Annotated in this window: 15 protein-coding genes; 1 reads left to right on the forward strand and 14 read right to left on the reverse strand. The window is 70.5% G+C overall.

Annotated features, from left to right (window positions below; translation table 11 throughout):
- Positions 1-21: 21 nt before the first annotated feature.
- From ACV22V_RS10715 to ACV22V_RS10765, 11 genes are all read right to left on the reverse strand, one after another.
- Positions 22-972, reverse strand: a complete 951-nt coding sequence (locus ACV22V_RS10715) for a glycosyltransferase (protein ID WP_448013778.1) — start codon at positions 970-972, stop codon at positions 22-24.
- The gene (locus ACV22V_RS10720; RefSeq protein ID WP_223963428.1) at positions 962-2,038 is read right to left on the reverse strand and encodes a glycosyltransferase family 9 protein; all 1,077 of its coding nucleotides are present in this window, start codon (positions 2,036-2,038) and stop codon (positions 962-964) included. Before ACV22V_RS10720 ends, ACV22V_RS10715 begins: the two co-directional genes overlap by 11 nt.
- Entirely contained in the window at positions 2,035-3,036 is a 1,002-nt protein-coding gene (locus ACV22V_RS10725) for a glycosyltransferase family 2 protein (RefSeq protein ID WP_059537079.1), read from the reverse strand. The genes ACV22V_RS10720 and ACV22V_RS10725 overlap by 4 nt, the downstream gene beginning before the upstream one ends.
- On the reverse strand, positions 3,033-4,778 hold the full coding sequence (locus ACV22V_RS10730; protein WP_448013779.1) for a carbamoyltransferase family protein: 1,746 nt from the start codon (positions 4,776-4,778) through the stop codon (positions 3,033-3,035). Before ACV22V_RS10730 ends, ACV22V_RS10725 begins: the two co-directional genes overlap by 4 nt.
- Before the next feature lie 3 nt (positions 4,779-4,781).
- Positions 4,782-5,984 (reverse strand): glycosyltransferase family 9 protein, encoded by a 1,203-nt coding sequence (locus tag ACV22V_RS10735; protein ID WP_448013780.1) that lies wholly within the window; start codon positions 5,982-5,984, stop codon positions 4,782-4,784.
- Entirely contained in the window at positions 5,981-6,592 is a 612-nt protein-coding gene (locus ACV22V_RS10740) for a D-glycero-alpha-D-manno-heptose-1,7-bisphosphate 7-phosphatase (RefSeq protein ID WP_059537084.1), read from the reverse strand. Before ACV22V_RS10740 ends, ACV22V_RS10735 begins: the two co-directional genes overlap by 4 nt.
- A complete protein-coding gene (locus tag ACV22V_RS10745) occupies positions 6,583-7,335 on the reverse strand; it encodes an SDR family oxidoreductase (RefSeq protein WP_156437201.1) in 753 nt (250 codons plus the stop codon). Before ACV22V_RS10745 ends, ACV22V_RS10740 begins: the two co-directional genes overlap by 10 nt.
- A gap of 177 nt (positions 7,336-7,512) precedes the next feature.
- Entirely contained in the window at positions 7,513-8,040 is a 528-nt protein-coding gene (locus ACV22V_RS10750) for a hypothetical protein (RefSeq protein WP_059700794.1), read from the reverse strand.
- Complete coding sequence (locus tag ACV22V_RS10755) at positions 7,982-10,804, reverse strand: ABC transporter transmembrane domain-containing protein (protein WP_448013781.1); 2,823 nt, start codon at positions 10,802-10,804, stop codon at positions 7,982-7,984. Before ACV22V_RS10755 ends, ACV22V_RS10750 begins: the two co-directional genes overlap by 59 nt.
- Before the next feature lie 57 nt (positions 10,805-10,861).
- On the reverse strand, positions 10,862-11,707 hold the full coding sequence (locus ACV22V_RS10760; RefSeq protein ID WP_448013782.1) for a BON domain-containing protein: 846 nt from the start codon (positions 11,705-11,707) through the stop codon (positions 10,862-10,864).
- A 282-nt stretch (positions 11,708-11,989) separates the two neighbouring features.
- Positions 11,990-12,355 carry a hypothetical protein gene (locus ACV22V_RS10765; protein WP_059537100.1) on the reverse strand — a complete coding sequence of 122 codons (366 nt, stop codon included), beginning with the start codon at positions 12,353-12,355 and terminating at the stop codon, positions 11,990-11,992.
- A 306-nt stretch (positions 12,356-12,661) separates the two neighbouring features.
- Here ACV22V_RS10765 and ACV22V_RS10770 point away from each other — a divergent pair, with 306 nt between their 5' ends.
- On the forward strand, positions 12,662-14,251 hold the full coding sequence (locus ACV22V_RS10770; RefSeq protein ID WP_448013914.1) for a PAS domain-containing hybrid sensor histidine kinase/response regulator: 1,590 nt from the start codon (positions 12,662-12,664) through the stop codon (positions 14,249-14,251).
- A gap of 4 nt (positions 14,252-14,255) precedes the next feature.
- On the opposite strand, the gene ACV22V_RS10775 is transcribed toward ACV22V_RS10770, so the two are convergent.
- From ACV22V_RS10775 to ACV22V_RS10785, 3 genes are all read right to left on the reverse strand, one after another.
- Positions 14,256-14,588, reverse strand: a complete 333-nt coding sequence (locus ACV22V_RS10775) for a four-helix bundle copper-binding protein (RefSeq protein ID WP_059700790.1) — start codon at positions 14,586-14,588, stop codon at positions 14,256-14,258.
- A gap of 29 nt (positions 14,589-14,617) precedes the next feature.
- A complete protein-coding gene (locus ACV22V_RS10780) occupies positions 14,618-15,823 on the reverse strand; it encodes a zinc-dependent alcohol dehydrogenase (RefSeq protein ID WP_059537109.1) in 1,206 nt (401 codons plus the stop codon).
- 247 nt (positions 15,824-16,070) lie between these two features.
- Positions 16,071-17,606 carry an FAD-dependent oxidoreductase gene (locus tag ACV22V_RS10785; protein ID WP_448013783.1) on the reverse strand — a complete coding sequence of 512 codons (1,536 nt, stop codon included), beginning with the start codon at positions 17,604-17,606 and terminating at the stop codon, positions 16,071-16,073.
- Positions 17,607-17,616: the final 10 nt, after the last annotated feature.

The following is a 17,616-nucleotide window of genomic DNA, read 5'->3' on the forward strand; positions in this document are numbered from 1 at the left end:
CCGCCCCGGCGGCTGAACCGCTCACGACGCGACGTCGCACAACGCGCTATCCCACTCACGCACGAACCGCTCGATCCCGAACCGCTCGCACGCATCGCGCTTCGCGGCCGCGCCCCACTCGCGCGCGAGATCCGGATCGCGGATCAGCATGCGCATCGCGTCGATCAATACCTCCGGCCGCGTATCGGCGACGCCGTTGCTGCCGCTCTTGACGAGCTGCGCCATCTCCGTCGTTGCGAGCGCAACGATCGGCAGCCCGATCATCATCGCCTCGATCACCGCGAGCCCGAGGCTCGTGTAGCGGATCGGATTGAAGAAGAACCGGTAGTGCGACAGGAATTGCGGCAGCGCCGGGTTCGGCACCTCGCCGATGCCGCCGAGCACGGTCGAGCCCATGCCCACCAGATCGAGCGGCACGCTGTGACGCACGGACTCGAACAGGTCCGCGCCGAGACGCCGCCCGCGCCGCGCGATGTTGTTCACGACCGTCACGCCCTTCGGCAGCGTGCCCCGATACTCGACACCGTCCGGAATCAGCACGCCATGTTCGATCACGCGCGTCGGCGTGACGCCGCTGTCCCACATCAGCGCGTTGAACGGCGTCACGTGCACCAGCAACACGTTCGGGTCCTGCACCGGGTGCAGCGTGTCGGTCGGATGCTCGCGCGGCGGATCGTGTTCGACGAACAGCGCCGGCAACGCACGCTGCGCGTCGCTCAGGAGCCGCAACCGGTCGTGCGCGTAGTGATTGTGATGCTGGTACAGCACGCAGTCGAACTCGGTGTCGCGCACGCACTCGACGGGCACCTCATACACGTTGTCGCCCCACGGCAGGTGCCCGACCCGCCCCGCGTAACCCGGCGGATGCTGCGGCTTCGTCACGATGTAGAAATCGTGCGGCGCCTGCGACAGGTAATACAGATAGTTGCCATGCACGTGCCAGGTGAGCACGCGCAACCGCTTACGTGACATGACGTCTCTCCTCCGCGAGCAGTTCGCCCGCTCGTTCCATCACGTCGTCGACGCCGATCGCCGTCGCGCACTCGTGCCCGTACGGGCACGTGTCGAACATGCACGGCCGGCAGGCCGGATAGTTCGCGAGCACGCGATGGCGTTCCGCGTCGAGCGGCGCCCAGCGTCCCGTATCGCTGCCGCAGGCGACGACGATGCTCGGCGTGCCGAACGCCGCCGCGACATGCGACACGCCCGTGTCGTTGCACAGCACGAGACGCGCGCGGCCGACCAGCGCGGCCAGCGCGCCGAGCGGCGTGCGCCCGCACAGGTTCACGCACGGCCGCGCGAGATGTTCGACGAACGCACCGGCCAGCGCAAGTTCCGCGCGCGTGCCGGTCAGCACGATCTGCCAGCCGTCGTCCGCGAGCTGCCGTGCCACGCTCGCGAAGCGCTCGACCGGCCAGCGCCGCGACGCCATCCGCGCGCCCGGATGAACGATCACGTAGCGGCCCGGATCGAGCGCATGTTCGTCGCACAGCACATGCCATAGCGCGTAGTCGAGGCCGCCGAGCGGGAATTCCAGGTAATCGCCCCAGTCCGGATAACCGAGCTTGCGCGTCAGCGCCAGGTAGCGCGTGACCTCGGGTTCGCCGTCGCGCCAGACGACCGAGCAGTCGAGCGCGGTCGTGCCGCCGTCGGGCGGCACGAAGCCGGCGGTGCGCGTCGCGCCGAGCGACGCGACGATCGCGTTGGTCTGCGCGCCGCTGCCGTGCAACTGGATCGCCAGATCGAAGTCGCGCGCACGGCATTCCGCGACGAACGCCTCGCGCGCGGCCGGCTCGGCGTCCGGCTGCTCGCCCAGGCCCGGCGCGCCGGGAAACGCGATGAAGTTGTCGACGTAATCGGAGAAGCGCGACGCGAACTCGCGCGCCCACGGCAAGCCGATCAGCGTGATGCGCGCGTGCGGCTCGCCGCGCCGCAGCGCGCGCAGCGCCGGCACCGCGCACAGCATGTCGCCGAGCTGCAGCGCGCGGAATACCGCGATGCGTGCCGGACCGGACGATGAAACGGATTCGAGCATCATAGGAAAAACACCCGGAAGTGAAGTGCGCCGCGCACGCGCCAATACAGCGACACGGGCGGGATCGCGATCGACGTGACGATCATCTCGGCGACGTGCGACGGCGTGAGCCGCGTGCCGCGCAGCCGCTTTACGCAGAACGCGGCCGTGATCACGGCCCAGGCCACCGCGCACGCAATGCCCGGCGCGCGCCATCCGGCCGCGAAGCAGCCGATCGCGCCGAGCACGAACAGCACGGCCGCATAGTAATTCCAAGGCGGCATCGCACGGATATGACGCCGGTAGGTCGCGCGATGCTTCTTGTACAGCAGCGCGTCGAAATACACCTTCGATTGCTGGCCGATGCTCGCGCCCCAGCGTGCGGGGCGCACCGGATGCACGATCCGCGCGGCGTCGACGCCGACGATCGGTCCCGCGTGCTCGCGCAGCGCGAACATCAGGTCGGCGTCTTCGCGCCATGCGCGCGTGAAGCGCTCGTCGAACCCGCCAACGCACTCGAGCGCCGTGCGCCGCACGAAGCAGTTCGCCGTCGCGAATTCCGCATGCGCGAGGCCGGCCGCGTCGCGCTCGTAGTCGGTCGGACGCGCGCGCAGCGGCACGTCGATCCGCCCCGCCGCGGCCACCGCCGCCGGTTCGGCGAGCAGCGCGGCCGCGCCATGACGCAGCCAGGTCGGATCGGGAATCGTGTCGTCGTCGGTGAACGCGATCAGCGCGCCGCGCGCGCTGCGCCAGCCGATGTTGCGCGCGCCCGCCGGCCCCTGCGTATCGGGCGCGGTCATGTAACGGATCACCGGCACGTCGTTCACGCGTGCGCGGCATGCGTCGACGGTCTCCCATGCGCTGCCGGCCGGGTCGTCGTCGACGACGACGATCTCGTAGGTGGTCGGATCGAACACCTGCACGCACAGCGCTTCAAGGCAGCGCTCGAGCAGGTCGGGCCGCCGATACGTCGGCACGACGACCGACACGACCGGCGGCAGTTGCACGTCGCGCATGTTCATCTCTGCTTCTCCAGCAGGAACGAGCCGATCACGAGCGCGTCGAGCGGCGAGGTCCAGAAGCACTCGATCGCGTCGCGCGGCGAACAGACGATCGGCTCGCCGCGCGTGTTGAACGACGTGTTGACGAGCACCGGCACGCCGGTCAGCGCGTCGAACTCGGTCAACAGCGCATGCAGCAGCGGATGCTGGTCTTCATCGACGGTCTGCACGCGCGCGGTGCCGTCGATGTGGCGCACCGCCGGAATCGTCGCTTCCGCCCCCGGCGCAACGTCGTACACGAACAGCATGAACGGCGCGCGCAGCGGCAGGCGCCGGCCGCCGTTGAACCACTGATGCGCCTTGCTTTCGAGCACGACCGGCGCGACCGGCCGGAAGTCCTCGCGATCCTTGATCCGGTTCAGCTTGCGCTGCATGCCCGGATCGATCGGCGACGCGAGAATCGAGCGGGCGCCGAGCGCGCGCGGCCCGAACTCCATGCGGCCCTGGAACCAGCCGATCACACGGTTCGCCGCGAGCAGCGCGGCGGTTTGGGCGGCGACGTCCGCGAGCCGCCGATACGGCAGTTGCGCGTCCGTCAGAAAGGCCTCGATCGCGTCGTCGCTGTACGACGGCCCGAGATACGCGTGATCCATCCGCCACTCGCCGCGCATCCCGCGCATCCGGAAGTCGGTCCACAGCGCGGCGCCGAGCGCGGTGCCCGCGTCGCCGGCGGCCGGTTGCACCCATACGTCGTCGAACGGGCCGCGATCGCGAATCTTCGCGTTCATCACGCAATTCAGCGCGACGCCGCCCGCCATCGCGAGCTGCCGCTCGCCGGTCTCGGCGGCGAGCCAGTCGACCGCCTGCAGCGTCGTCTCCTCGAGCACCAGCTGCAGCGCGTGCGCGATGTCGCAATGATGCGGTTCGATCGGTCCGCCGCGCTCGCGCGATGCGCCGAACAGCGCGACGAGATCGGCATCGACGATTTCGTAGCGTCCGTCGCCGCGGTAGCTCACCAGCTTGCGCATCTCGTCGGCGAACACCGGCTTGCCGTACGACGCGAGCGCCATCACCTTGTACTCGTCGGACGAATGCAGGAAGCCGAGGTAGCGCGTCACGCGCTCGTACAGCAGGCCGAGCGAATGCGGCAGATTGACCTGACCGAGCCGCCGGTACGACTGGCCGTCGAACGCGCCGTAGCTCGTCGTCGCGCGTTCGCCGCGCCCGTCCATCGTCATCACCGCGCAATGCTCGTACGGCGCCGCGAGAAACGCGCTGGCCTCGTGCGCGAGATGATGCTCGATGAAGTGCCAGCGGAACGGCCCGTCGTGCGCGACGCCGCGAAACCGTCGCTGCAGGTGGTGCGGCGCGCCGCCGGCGAGCTGACGCGGCGCGTTCACGATCGACGACAGGAACAACGGATGCCACGGCGACACGCCGTCGGCGCGCGGCGCATGCGCGGACGGCGCAAGCGGCAGCGTCAGCGCCGTCTCGGTGCCATGACGATCGAGCTCGAGCCACGGATCGTACGAATACGCGACGTGGTCGACATCCGCGAGCGCGATGTCCGCTTCCGCGAGACAGTAATCGATCGCGTGATACGGCAGCTCCCACGTCGAGAACGGCACCGGCCGCTTCGCGTGCTTCACGTGCGTGAAGCGTTCTTCCTCGGCCGCCGCGATCACCATGCCGTCGCGAACGAGGCAGGCGGCGCTGTCGTGAAAGGCGGCGTTGATGCCGAGCGTATAGGTCGGAGCGGGCATGCGTCAGTTCCTCGTGGTGACGTGCGCGAACGGAATCACGTTCGACGCGTTCGCCGCAGCCGGCTCGGCACCGCGCACGGCGGCCAGCGCGGCCGCACGTTGCGCATGGCGCACGCTGCCGCGCAACAGCGCGTGGGTCGCCTCGACGACGTCGTCGACGCTCACGCCGAGCAGGCACGGATGGCCGGGCTGATCGCATACGCTGCGGTAGCAGTTGCGGCACGGCACGTCGACGTTCAACGCGCGGTGCGGCACACGCCATGGCGTGTGCTGCGGATTGGTCAGCGCGTACAGGTCGACGACCGGCGTGCCGAGCGCGGCCGCGAGATGCACCGGGCCGCTGTTGTTCGACAGGAGGAGGTCCGCCGTCTCGATCAGCGCGCCGAGTTCGCCGAGCGGCAGCGTGCCCGCGAGCGCCACGGCGCGCGGTCCCGCGCGTTCGCACACGGCATCGACGAGCTCACGCTCGTCGGCGCTGCCTGTCACCGCGATGCCGTCGAACAGCGGCGCAAGCCGCGCGGCCGCGGCGCCGAAGCGCTCGGCGGGCCAGCGGCGCGACGCCGCGCTCGCGCCCGGATGCACGACCAGCCAGCGCGCGCGCGACGGGCCCGGCCGGCGCGGACCGCCGATCCGCTGCAACGCGGCGCGCAACCGCTGGTGCAACGCGCGTCGCGCCGCATCGCCCGGCTCGAACGCCATCCTCCAGTCGGAGGTTTTCGCGCCGACGGCGCGCACCAGCGCAAGCTGGCGCGCGACCTCGTGGCGCACGTGGGAATCCGGCTCGGTTTCGGGCACGCGATCGGTCAGTAGTTCGTACGGATTCTCGCGGCAATGCGCGAGCCTCAGCGGGATGCCGGCGAGCCAGCACATCATCGCGGCGGGCAGCGGGCTCTGGCTGTACACGGTGAAGATCGCCGCCGCGTCGAAGCGGCCGGCCAGCAGCCGGTCGATCATGTCGAGATCGGTCACCGGATCGCCGTGCGCGTCCGGATGTTTGACCCATGGCGCGTCATACGTCCACACGTCGTCGACCATCGGCAGGTGTTTCGTCAGCGCGGCGCCGGTACGCGACGTCAGCAGCGTGAGCCGGCGGCCATGCCCGCTCTCCTTCAGCGCGCGCAGTGCGGGCGTCGTCATCAGCACGTCGCCGAGGCTGTCGAGCCGCACGCACAGGATGCGTCGGGCGCGCTCCCAGGCGGCGCTCATCGCCGCACCCACGAGCCGTGACGGCGCACGGCCTCGCGTACGACGATGTCGGCGGCGAGATCGAGACGGTCGACCACATGGTGCGGCGTGCGCGCGGCATCGAGCCGCCATTCGGTCTCGTTGCCGCAGTCGACGAGTATCGTGCTGCAGCGCGCGGCGCGGCCGGCCTCGACGTCGTCGAGAATGTCGCCGATCATCCAGCTCCATTCCGCGACCGCGCCGAACGTGGCGATCGCGCGGCGCACCATCGCGGGGCGCGGCTTGCGGCAGACGCAGTCGCACGTGTAGCGCGGCACGCTGCCGGCCGGGTGATGCGGGCAATAAAAAAAATCCGCCAGCGTCGCGCCGTTCGCTTCGAACAATTCGGCGAGACGCTGACGGACCGCGCCAAGCTTCGATTCGTCAAAGTAGCCGAGCGCGACGCCCGGCTGGTTCGACACGACCGCGATCGGCATGCCCGTCGCGCCGAGCGTGCGCAACGCGCGCGCGGCGCCCGGCGCGAGCCGCATCCGCGCGGGGTCGACGTTGTACGGCACGTTCTCCAGCAGCGTGCCGTCCTTGTCGAGCAGCACCGCGCCGGGTAGCCGTCGCTCACGCCTCAGGGCCATGACGTCTCCTTCATCGGCAACACCATCAGTTCCGGCACGACGGTGCCCGGCGGCTGCGTCAGCACGAACCGCACGGCGGCCGCGACGTGCTCCGGCGGCTGGAGCGTGTCCTCGTCGATGTCGGGGAAGCGGTCGAGCAGGAACGGCGTGCGCATCCCCCCCGCGACGATCGCGGACACGCTCACGCCGGCCGGCCGCAACTCCGCATGCAGCGCATGCGACAGCCCGAGCAGCCCCCACTTCGTCGCGTGATACGCGGACGCATTCGGCCATGCGCGTTTCGATGCGGTGGACGCGATGTTGACGATGTGCCCCGCGCCGCGCGCCTTCATCATCGGCACGACCGCGTGGCACATCAGGTACGGGCCGAACAGGTTGGTCATCAGCACCTGTTGCCAGGCGGCGACGCTGACGTCGTCGATCGGCGCGGTCACGTCGATCGCCGCGTTGTTGACGATCACGTCGAGATCGCCGAGCGCCTCGCGCGCGTCGTGCACGACCTGCAGCACCGACGCCTCGTCACGCACGTCGAGCGGCCTTCCGACCGCCTGGCCGCCATGCCGCTCGAGGCGCTGCGCGACGGCCGCCGCGCGATCGCCGTCGAGATCGGCGACGATCACGTGCGCGCCATGTTGCGCGAGTTCCTCGCAGATGGCTTCGCCCAGGCCGCGGCCGCCGCCCGTCACGAGCGCGGTGCGGCCGGCGAGCGGCGTTCGGGCTGGATCGTGAGTCGCGTTCAACATGCACCTCCTGCGAGTGTTCGAAGAATCGTGGCCGTGACGCTTGCCGCGACAAGCGCCGGTGCAGGAGGTACAGCGAGAACCGTGCCAGACTGCGCACGCCCGCGCCGCATCGGGCCGCCGCGCCCGCCGACGGGCTTTTTTATAAGCTGCTGTAAAAACCGGCGCGGCCTGCGGCGCTCAGATCGCGAGCCCGTCTGGCGTCGCCTGCGCGCGGTGCTTCGCGAGCGCGCGCAGGCAGTGCGCGATGCAGCCCGCGAACGCCTCGTCGAACCACGGCTGCGCGCCCGACACGCCGACCACGATCCCGTGCTGCGCGACGCCGCCCCACAGGTTCGTGTCGCCCGCCCGCAGCCGGTACGGCTCCAGCGCCTGCACGACGTGACCGTCGCGGCCGGTTTCCCACGACAGTCGCGCCTTCGCGCGCGCATAGGCGCGATAGTCGGCGTCCCAGTCCTTCGGGTCGGGCAGCGAGAACTCATAGAGGATCGCGTCCTCGAACGCCGCGTCGCGCGGCCCGAGCGCCGGATCCATGATCACGATGTGCAGGCAACCGCTGTCGCCGACGAAGTCGCTCTCCAGCGCGGCCGACAACGTCGGCAACAGCAGTTCGACGGCCGCGACCGCGGCCTGGCGATTGGCGAACGCGCTACCGGCGCGACGCTCGGTCAGGGCTTCGGATGTCGCCGGGTTCGGAAGGTTCGGCATGGATATCTCCAGAGGAAAACGCGAGCGCACGCAGCGTCGCGATCAGGTCGGCCGCTGCCGCGGGCTTGGTCAGATATGCATGGAAACCCGCTTCGACCGCGCGCGTGCGGTCACGCTCGCGCGCATGGCCTGACAATGCAATCGCTTCGAGCGGCGCGCGGCCGTCGCGCCCGCGCTCGGCATCGAGCTGGCGCACGCGGCGCATGACCGTGTAGCCGTCTTCCTCGTCATCGCCGAGGTCGATGTCGCACACCAGGAGCGCCGGCCAGTCCGCGCGACGCGCGCGCCACAGCTCGTCGAGCAATGCCTGGCCGGACGCGAACACGCGCACGTCCGCGCCGGCGACCTTCAGTAGCGCGGCAAGCGCTTCGCGGGCCTCGTCGTGATCGTCGACGCATGCGATTCGCAGGCCGTCGAGCGGTTTCGCGTCCGCGGTCGCAACGGCCTCCGGCCCAAGATCCGGTGCGGCGGCGGTCGGTTGCATCGACGCCGGTGCAACCGCGCACATCGGTAGCGACAAGTGCAGCGTCACGCCGATGTCGCCGCGCTCCCGCACGACGTAGCCGCCCGCGTCCTCTATCGCGCTTTGCAGCTGTTCGAGATCGACGAACGACAATTCCGGCACCTCGACGCCCGCGCACGTGATCGTGATCCGCGCCTCGGGGTCGTGCCGTGCGGTCCGCACCTCGATCTGCCCGCCGCCGCTCGCATCGATCCCGGCGCGGCACAGCGCCCACACGAAGCGCCGCAGCGCGGCCGGATCGGCCTTGACGACCAGATCCTCGCTCGACAGCTCGCGGAACACCGGCACGCCGCGGCGCGCGGCGGCATCCGCCAGCGCGTCGAGCACCTGCGCCACCAGCGGATTGATCCGCACCGGCTGCCGCGCAAACGTCGCCTCCGTGCGTTCGAGTTCACGCTGCTTCGCCTGCAGCGACCACATCTGCGCGTATACGCCATCGCTCGCCAGCAGTTCGTCGTGCGTGCCCTGCTCGACGAGCCGGCCGTGCTCCATCACGAGAATCCGGTCCGCGTCGACGACCGTCGACAGCCGGTGCGCGATGACGAGACTCGTGCGGTGGCGCGCGATGCGGGCCAGCTCCTGCTGGATTGCGCGCTCCGAGCGCGTGTCGAGCGCCGACGTCGCCTCGTCGAACACGACGATCGGCGGCGCCTTCAGCAGCGCGCGCGCGATCGCGACACGCTGCCGTTCGCCGCCGGACAGCCGCACGCCGCGCTCGCCGACCCGCGTGTCATACGCGTCGGGCAGCCGCTCGATGAACGCGTCGAGCTGCGCGCCGCGCGCGGCCGCGATCACGTCGCCGCGCGTCGCGTCGCGCTTGCCGTACGCGATGTTGTAGGCCAGCGTGTCGTTGAAGAGGATCGTGTCCTGCGGCACGATGCCGAGCGCGTCGCGCAGGCTGCGCGCGGTCACGAGGCGCAGGTCCTGGCCGTCGATGCGGATCGTCCCCGCATCGGGCTGGTACAGCCGGAACAGCAGCCGCGCGAGCGTCGACTTGCCCGAGCCGCTGCCGCCGACCACCGCCACCGATTGCCCGGGCTCGACGCGAAACGACACGTCCCACAGAATCTGCCGGCTCGGCTCGTAGCCGAAGTCGACATGCTCGAACGCGATCGCGCCGCCGCGCACCACGAGCGGCTGCGCACCCGGCACGTCGCCCTCCTCGCCCGGCTTGCCGCGTGCGTCGAGCAGCCCGAACAGTCGCTCGACGTTCGTCATCGCATCGTTCGCTTCGCGGAACACGAAGCCGAGCGCGTTCAGCGGCAGGCTGATCTGGATGATGTACGCGTTGATCAGCACGAGATCGCCGATCGTCATCGTGCCGCGCGCGACATGCTGGCCGGCGAGCAGCATCACCGCCGCGATGCCCGCGCCGATGCACGCGCTCTGCCCGATGTGCAGCGTCGACAGCGCGTACTGGTTGTCGATGCCGGCCTCGCGCCATGCGTCGAGCACGCGTTCGAGCCGGTCGCGCTCGACGTCCTCGCGCGCGAAGTACTTGACGGTATCGACGTTGAGCAGGCTGTCGACCACGCGCGCGTTCGATTCGACCTCGAGTGCGTTCACGCGACGCTGGTAGCGGATCCGCCGGCGCGTGAAGACGGCCGTGTATGCCGCATAGACGGTGAACGTGACGAGGATGATCGCGGTGAAGCCGCCGCCGTACTTGCCGATCACGATCACCAGCACCGAGCCGATCTCGATCGCGGTCGGCACGACGGTAAATACCGCGACGCCGAGCAGGTAGCCGATGCCGGCCGTGCCTTTCTCGAGGTCGCGCACGACGGCGCCTGTTTCGCGCTGCGAATGAAAGCGCGCGCCGAGCCGGTGCAGGTGACCGAACGTGCGGACCGTAAACGACGCGACGGTGTGCTGCGTGACCTGCACGAAGGTCATGTCGCGCACTTCGTTCAGTGCGTTCGCCGCGAAGCGCACGACCGCATACGCGAACAGCAGCAGGACCGGCAGCGCGATCGGCTGGCCCGCCGCACGGCCGAATCCGTCGACGATGTCCTTCAGCAGCAGCGGCACCGAGACGGCCGCCGCCTTCGCGAGCACGAGCAGCACGATCGCCGCCAGCACGCGCCCGCGGTAATGCCAGATCGCGCGCCACAGCTCGACCGCGATGCGCACGCGCAGGCCGCGCGCGTCGCGCTCACGGCCGTCGCGGGCATCGCCTCGGTGGCCGTTGCCGGTCGGGTCGCGATCGTCGCGCGGCCGGTCGTCAGTGCCGGTCGTCATGCGCGCGATGCCTGTGTCCGCGGTTGAATCATCCTCGTATCGGCGGTCAACGGCGCTTTAACGGCGCGTGTCGCGATCGCGGCCGGCACCGCTGCCCGGTTCCGGGTCGCGCACCGCAGGCTGCGTCGGCGTGACCGTGCGCTGGGACGGATGCAGCACCATACCCGTATCGTGGTCGCCGTTGTTGCGTTGCACGCGCACACGATTTTCGACGTCGCGCACGCACATGCAGCTGTCGGCGATGTCCTCGATGTCGTGCCTCATCCAGCGTGACGGCACGGTCCCGTCGAGTTCGACGCGGCCGTCGCGCACCTGCACGGAAACGTCGCTCACGTCGATGTCGAGCGCATGCGCGAGTCGCTCGCAAACGTCCTCGCGAATCCGCTCGTCCGAGCGCGTATAGCCTTTCGGGCCGCGACGGTGGCGCATGGTGTCGCGTTGCGCATCGCTGCCGAAGCGCGACGGATCGCGAGAATCGTAATCGCGCTCGCCGCCATACCAGGCCATCCGGTGATGGCCACGGAATCCCTGCTGGTCGCCGCCGTAGCGGCGGGGACGACCGAGGCCGTCTTCCGGGCGACGGCCTCGGTCGCCATAGCCGCGTTCGGCTTCCCATGCCGGATCGCGCGCGTCGCCCGGTGCGTCGCGCCAGTCACCGCTTGCACCGCGCTGTTCGGCCGACGAGCGTGCCGAGCGCTCGCTCCATTCGCTGCCCCAGTCTTCCGGGCCGACGTCCTCGCTCGCGAAGCGCCGGTACGCGGATTCGTAGTCGGCATCCTGCCGTCGGGATTCGTCGCCGCGCAGATCGCGCTCGCCGGTGTCCCGGTACGCGCGTGCGCTGCGCTCCTGCCAGTCGGGCGGGCCGCTCCGTTCGGCTTGCCGTCCGGGATATCGTCGTTGCATCGTGTCTCTCCTTGTTCGCGGCTGTGCCACGCGCGGCCCCATGTCGCGTCGCGGCGCGCGTCGGTCAACCGGTTGCAAGTCACGTGCCGCGTGGCCGGCCGTCGCGCAGAGGCGGCGCGCCGACGTCAATAGTCCGGTCCACGCCGTGATCGCCGCATCTCGCGCCCGATGCCCACGGACGGGCGACGCTGACCGGTCACTCGTTGCCGAACGCCCCTTGCCGGGCCTCCCTATCTGCAACGGGATTGCAGTTTTTGCGCGGCCGGTCGCCGTGCAACGACCCTATACGTCGCCCGTGCCGGGTTCCTCAGGCGCGTCCGGATCGTCGACGCGGCCGGGCTCGCTCAGCCGTTCCGTGCGATCCGGCTCGATGTCGGCGCCTTCCTCGAGCCCCGCGTCGCCATCCGCGGACGCGCGTTCGCCGGTGCCCGCGCGGTCCGTATCGCTGTCGAGGGCCGCGTCGCCGCGCTCCAGCGCGTGTTCGTCGAGCGGCGAATCGACGTCGAACGGATGGCGCCGCGCGCCCGCCGTGTCGCTGCCGCTGTCGGACGAGTCGCTCGGCCCCAGCGCGCGGCCGTCGCGCCCGCGCCGCGCGTTGTCGTCGTCCGGGCCGGCCGGTTCGTTGTCGGGGTTCAGTGTGCTGTTCATGTCGATGCCCTCGTGTAGCCGCAAAGCGTCGCACCGCTCCCGGCCGGGGCTCTCGCGCCCGTCCCGTCGCGGCGTGCGGACCGGACGGCGATGCAATCGCCATGCCGCATCGCCACCGCCCGGCCGTCCGCCGGCAGGATTTCGCGCCGCGCGCGCCGCGCGGCACAGGCCATGCGCCCCCATTGATCAGGTGAATTGACCTCCCTTATGCTTTCGGGCGTGTCAATCCGATTTGAATGGCCGCCGCCGGCCGGGCCGGCTGCGGCGGGGCGGCGTTCTTCCGCCCGCATCCGACTTGCCGTGACGATGAAGACAAACGACACCATTTCCGATCCGCCCCCGCCGCTCGGACCCAACGACGCGCGCGATCTGCTGCACCGCTTCGCCGAGTTTCGCTTCGAGACCGTCGTCGGTGCGATCACCGACTACGCGGTGTTCATGCTCGACACGCATGGCAACGTCGCGACGTGGAACGCGGGCGCCGAGCGCATCAAGGGCTATCGCACGGCCGACATCGTCGGCCACCATTTCTCGCGCTTCTATCCGCCCGACGCGATCGCCGCCGGGCGGCCCGCATTCGCGCTCCGGGAAGCCGTCGCGCACGGTCGCTTCGAGGACGAAGGCTGGCGCGTACGCAAGGACGGTTCGCTGTTCTGGGCCAGCGTGACGATCACGGCCGTGCGCGACCACGCGGGCCAGCTGGCCGGCTTCATCAAGATCACGCGCGACATGACCGAGCGCAAGCGGCTCGCCGAGCTCGAAGTGTCGACGCACCGGCTCAGCGTGTTCATCGCGATGCTCGCGCACGAATTGCGCAATCATCTCGCGCCGCTGCGCCATTCGGTCGGCGTGCTGCAGAGCCTGCCCGATCCGGCGCCCGCGCTCGCGCAATGCCGCGACGCCGTGCACCGCCAGGTCGGACAGTTGACGCGGCTGGTCGACGATCTGCTCGACGTCGGGCGCATCACCGCCGGCAAGGTCGAACTCGACGACGCGCCGGTGACCGTGCGCGACCTCGTCTGCCGCGGCGTGGAAAGCATCCAGCCGAAGCTGGCCGCGCGCGAGCAGCACATTCGCGTCGACCTGCCGGCCGATCCGCTGGTGGTGCGCGGCGATGTGGCGCGGCTCGTCCAGGTGCTGCACAACCTGCTCGACAACGCGTCGAAATTCTCGCCGCAGGGCGGGCGCATCGACGTCGGCGCGCGCGCCGAAGGGCCGACCGTCGCGATCCGCGTAACCGATCACGGCGTCGGCATCGCGCCGGGCGCGCTCGAATCGATCTTCGACCTGTTCGAACAGGAAGGCGCGTCGGGCCGGCGCCCGTCGGACGGCTTCGGGCTCGGCCTCGCGATCTGCCGGTCGTTCGTCGAGCTGCACGGCGGGATGATCGCCGCCGAAAGCAGCGGCCCCGGCCATGGCGCGACGTTCACGGTGCGGCTGCCGATCGAGCACGCGACGCGCGCGGCGCCCGGCGACGCGCCCGCACCGCGCGCAGCCGAACAGCCGGCCGGTGCGCCGCTGCGCATCGTCATCGTCGACGACAACCGCGACTCCGCCGACACGCTCGCCGTGCTGCTGCAGGTCAAGGGCCACGCGCCGCACGTCGCGTACAACGCGAGCGACGCGCTGGCGCTCGCGAGCGAGGTCGTTCCGCACCTGATGCTCGTCGATCTCTCGATGCCCGACGTCGACGGCTTCACGCTGCTGCACGAACTGCGCGCGATCGATGTGCTGGCCGACACGACCTGCGTCGCGTTGTCCGGCCATGCGAGCCCGGCCGACCTCGCACGCACCGCGAGCGCGGGCTTCGACGATCACCTCGTCAAGCCCGTCGAGATGGCGGTGCTCGACGCGCTGCTGCAGCGCGTCGCCCGCCAGGTTCACGACACGCGCTGACCGTTCAGGCCATCGCGCGGCACATCGCGGCGCAGGTATCGCATGCCAGCGCGCAGCGCCGGCAATGGTCGTGCGCGTGCTGCAGGCATTCGGCCGCACACAGATCGCATGCAAGCGCGCAAAGCGCGCACACCTGGGGCGCGAGCACGCTGGCGCGCGCCATCGCGCCCGATGCAAGGCGGCACAGCTGCGCGCACTCGATGTCGAGCGCGATGCAGGCGGTCAGGGTCTGCGCCTCGGGTTCCGCCAGGCATCCCGCGATACAAGCGTCGCACGCATGCGCGCACGCGTCGCATGCGGCCATGCAGTTGTCGTAGCGATCGTCGATCTCGTTCATCACTGCCCTCCTCCTTCCGGTTCGCATCGTCATGGCGTCAGCTTCACCTTCATCCAGCCAGGCTCGCGCACGTCGAACGCGCGATACGCGTCGATCGCGTTCGTCAGCGGCTCGCAGCGTGTCAGCACGGACGCCGGGTCGAACGCCCCGCTGCGCACGAGCTCGATCAGCCGCGGCGTGATGGTCCGGTGATTGCAGTTGCCCATCTTGATCGTCAGGTTCCGGTTCATCGCCTCGCCGACCGGGAACACGCGCGCCTGCGGCGGATACACGCCGATGATCGCGACCGTGCCGGCCTTCGCGACCACGCGCACCGCCCATTGCAGCACCTGCGACGGCCCGTCGCCGGGTATCCAGTAGCGGCCGTCCGGCTTGCGGCGCGGTGCGACGGCGTCGACTTCCGCATCGAACGCGCGCGCCGCGTCGCGATCGGCGGTGGCCGGGCCGTGCGTCGCGCGCATCGCGTCGACGCCGACCGCGTCGATCGCACGATCGACACCGATCCCGCCGGTGAGCCGCAGCACCGTGTCGACGGGGTCCTCCTCGGAGAAGTCGATGGTCTCGGCGCCTTGCGCGCATGCCATCTCGAGCCGCGACGCGATGCGGTCGATCGCGATCACGCGCCCGGCGCCCATCAGCTTCGCGCTCGCGATCGCGAACTGACCGACCGGCCCGGCGCCGAATACGGCCACCGTGTCGCCCGGCTTGACCTCCGCGAGCTGCGCGCCGAAGTAGCCGGTCGGGAAAATGTCGGACATCAGGATCGCGCGGTCGTCGTCGATCGCGTCGGGCAGCCGGATCAGGCTCGCGTTCGCGAGCGGCGTGCGCGCGTATTCGGCCTGCAGCCCGTCGAACGGACCCGTGTCGGCCGGTCCGCCGTAGAACGCGGTGCCCGCGCGCGGCCCGCCCGGGTTCGCGACGTCGCATTGCGCGGTGTAGCCCGCGCGGCAGTACACGCAGCTGCCGCACGCGATCGTCGACGGAATCAGCACGCGATCGCCGCGCTTCAGATTGCGGACGTCGCGCCCGACCGTCTCGACGATGCCGACGCCCTCATGGCCAAGGATCGTGCCCGGCTTCATCCCGCCGAGCGTGCCGCGCACCATGTGCAGGTCGGTGCCGCAGATCGCGCTGGCCGTGAGGCGCACGACCGCGTCGGTCACGTCGGCGACTTCCGGGTCGGGTACCGTATCGATGCGAATATCGCCGATGCCGTGAAATACGACTGCTTTCATGTCAGGCCCTCCTTGTCGAAAGCGGAAACGGTGTGGATACCGTCGCGCTGTTCGAGCAAGGCGCGCGCCCGTCGGCGAGGGGAACACCGGGCAATTCGCGTTTTGGTTCGTCGTCGCGAACGCGTCGACGGCGCAACCGGAGTCGCGGTACGCCGGCCTCCGCGCTTGTCGCGACGCTGCAACGACCGTTGCATACGCAACGCGTTGACCGGAGCGTGCATCCGTCAACGCACGGTCGCCAGCCCGCTCACGCGTGCGTCGCGCCCTGCTGCTCGAGCGCCGCTTCCGCGCGCAGGCAGTCGAGATCGCGGCCGATCGTCGCGACCGCGAGCCGTGCGTTGCCGCGCCAGTACGTCACCGAACCGTCGTGCGCGCGCAGGTCGCCGTCGATCTCGACGCGATCCCATTGCTCCGCGTGTCCGACATAGCGCACCGTCAGGTCGTAGTGCTGGCTCCAGAAGAACGGCACGGCGTCGAACGGCTGCTGCCGGCCGAGCATGTTGCGCGCCGCGACGATCCCCTGTCGCTCCGCGACGACCCAGTGCTCGACGCGAATGCGTTCGCCCGTCAGCGGATCGGGCCAGCGCGCGATGTCGCCGGCCGCGTAGATGTCCGGCGCGCTCGTCTGCAGGAAACGGTCGACCGTCACGCCGCGATCGACGGCCAGCCCCGCGTCCTGCGCAAGCGCGACGTTCGGGTGCACGCCGATGCCGACCAGCACGACATCCGCCGGCAGCACGTCGCCGTTCGACAGCGTGACGCGATCCGACGCGATCTGCGCGGGCGTCGCGCCGAGATGGAACGCCACGCCGTGCGACTCGTGCAGCGCGCGGATCGTATCGCCGAGCGCGTCGCCGAGCACGCGCGCCATCGGCCGCGCATCGGGCGCGACCACGTCTACGTCGAGCCCGCGCGTGCGCAGCGCGGCGGCCGCTTCGAGGCCGATGAAGCTCGCGCCGACCACGACGCAGCGCCGCGCGGTCTTCAGCTTGCCGATCAGCGCATCGCAATCGGCACGCGAACGCAGCACGCACACGTGCGGAAGATCGGCGCCCGGTACGGTCAGGCGGTTCGGCTCGGCGCCGGTGGCGAGCAGCAGCGCGCCGTAGCCGACGCGGCTGCCGTCCGCGAGCTCGACCGCGTGTTGCGCGGGGTCGATCCGCGCGACGCGCGTGCCGCAGCGCACGTCGATGCGCTGGTCGGTATAGAACGACGCGCCGCGCAGCGGCAGCCAGTCGGCTTCGGCCGTGCCGGCCAGATAGTCTTTCGACAGGTTCGGTCGATCGTACGGCGGCTCGCTGTCCGCGCTCAGCAGCGTGATCGCGTGCGGGTAGCCTTCCTGCCGCAGCGTCACGGCCGCCGAGATCGCGGCCGCCCCACCGCCGACGATCACCACCGATTCGGGCAATCCGGGCGCATTCGACACGGGCGGCGACGCGGCAGGCTGCGCGCCGAGCACGACCGCGCGGCCGTCTCGACGTTCGACGCGCCAGCATGTCAGGCCGTCGAGCGCCGGCGCACGCAGCCGTTCGCCGATGCGCAGGCAGAACGCCGCGTGATGCCACGGGCAGCGAATCGTGTCGCCGACCAGCAGCCCGTCGGCCAGCGGTGCGCCGTAGTGAGGGCATTGCGCGCCCACGGCAAACAGGGCGTCGGCGCGGCGCACCAGCAGCACCGCGTCGTCGCCGACCTGGCCCTCGATCATCGCGCCGTCGGCGATGTCATCGAGCGAAATGCCCTGCGCAAGATCGGGGCGTGAAGACGATGCGTCGCTTCCGGACATGGCGCGGCTC

The organism is Burkholderia sp. AW33-5 (genome assembly GCF_053427615.1).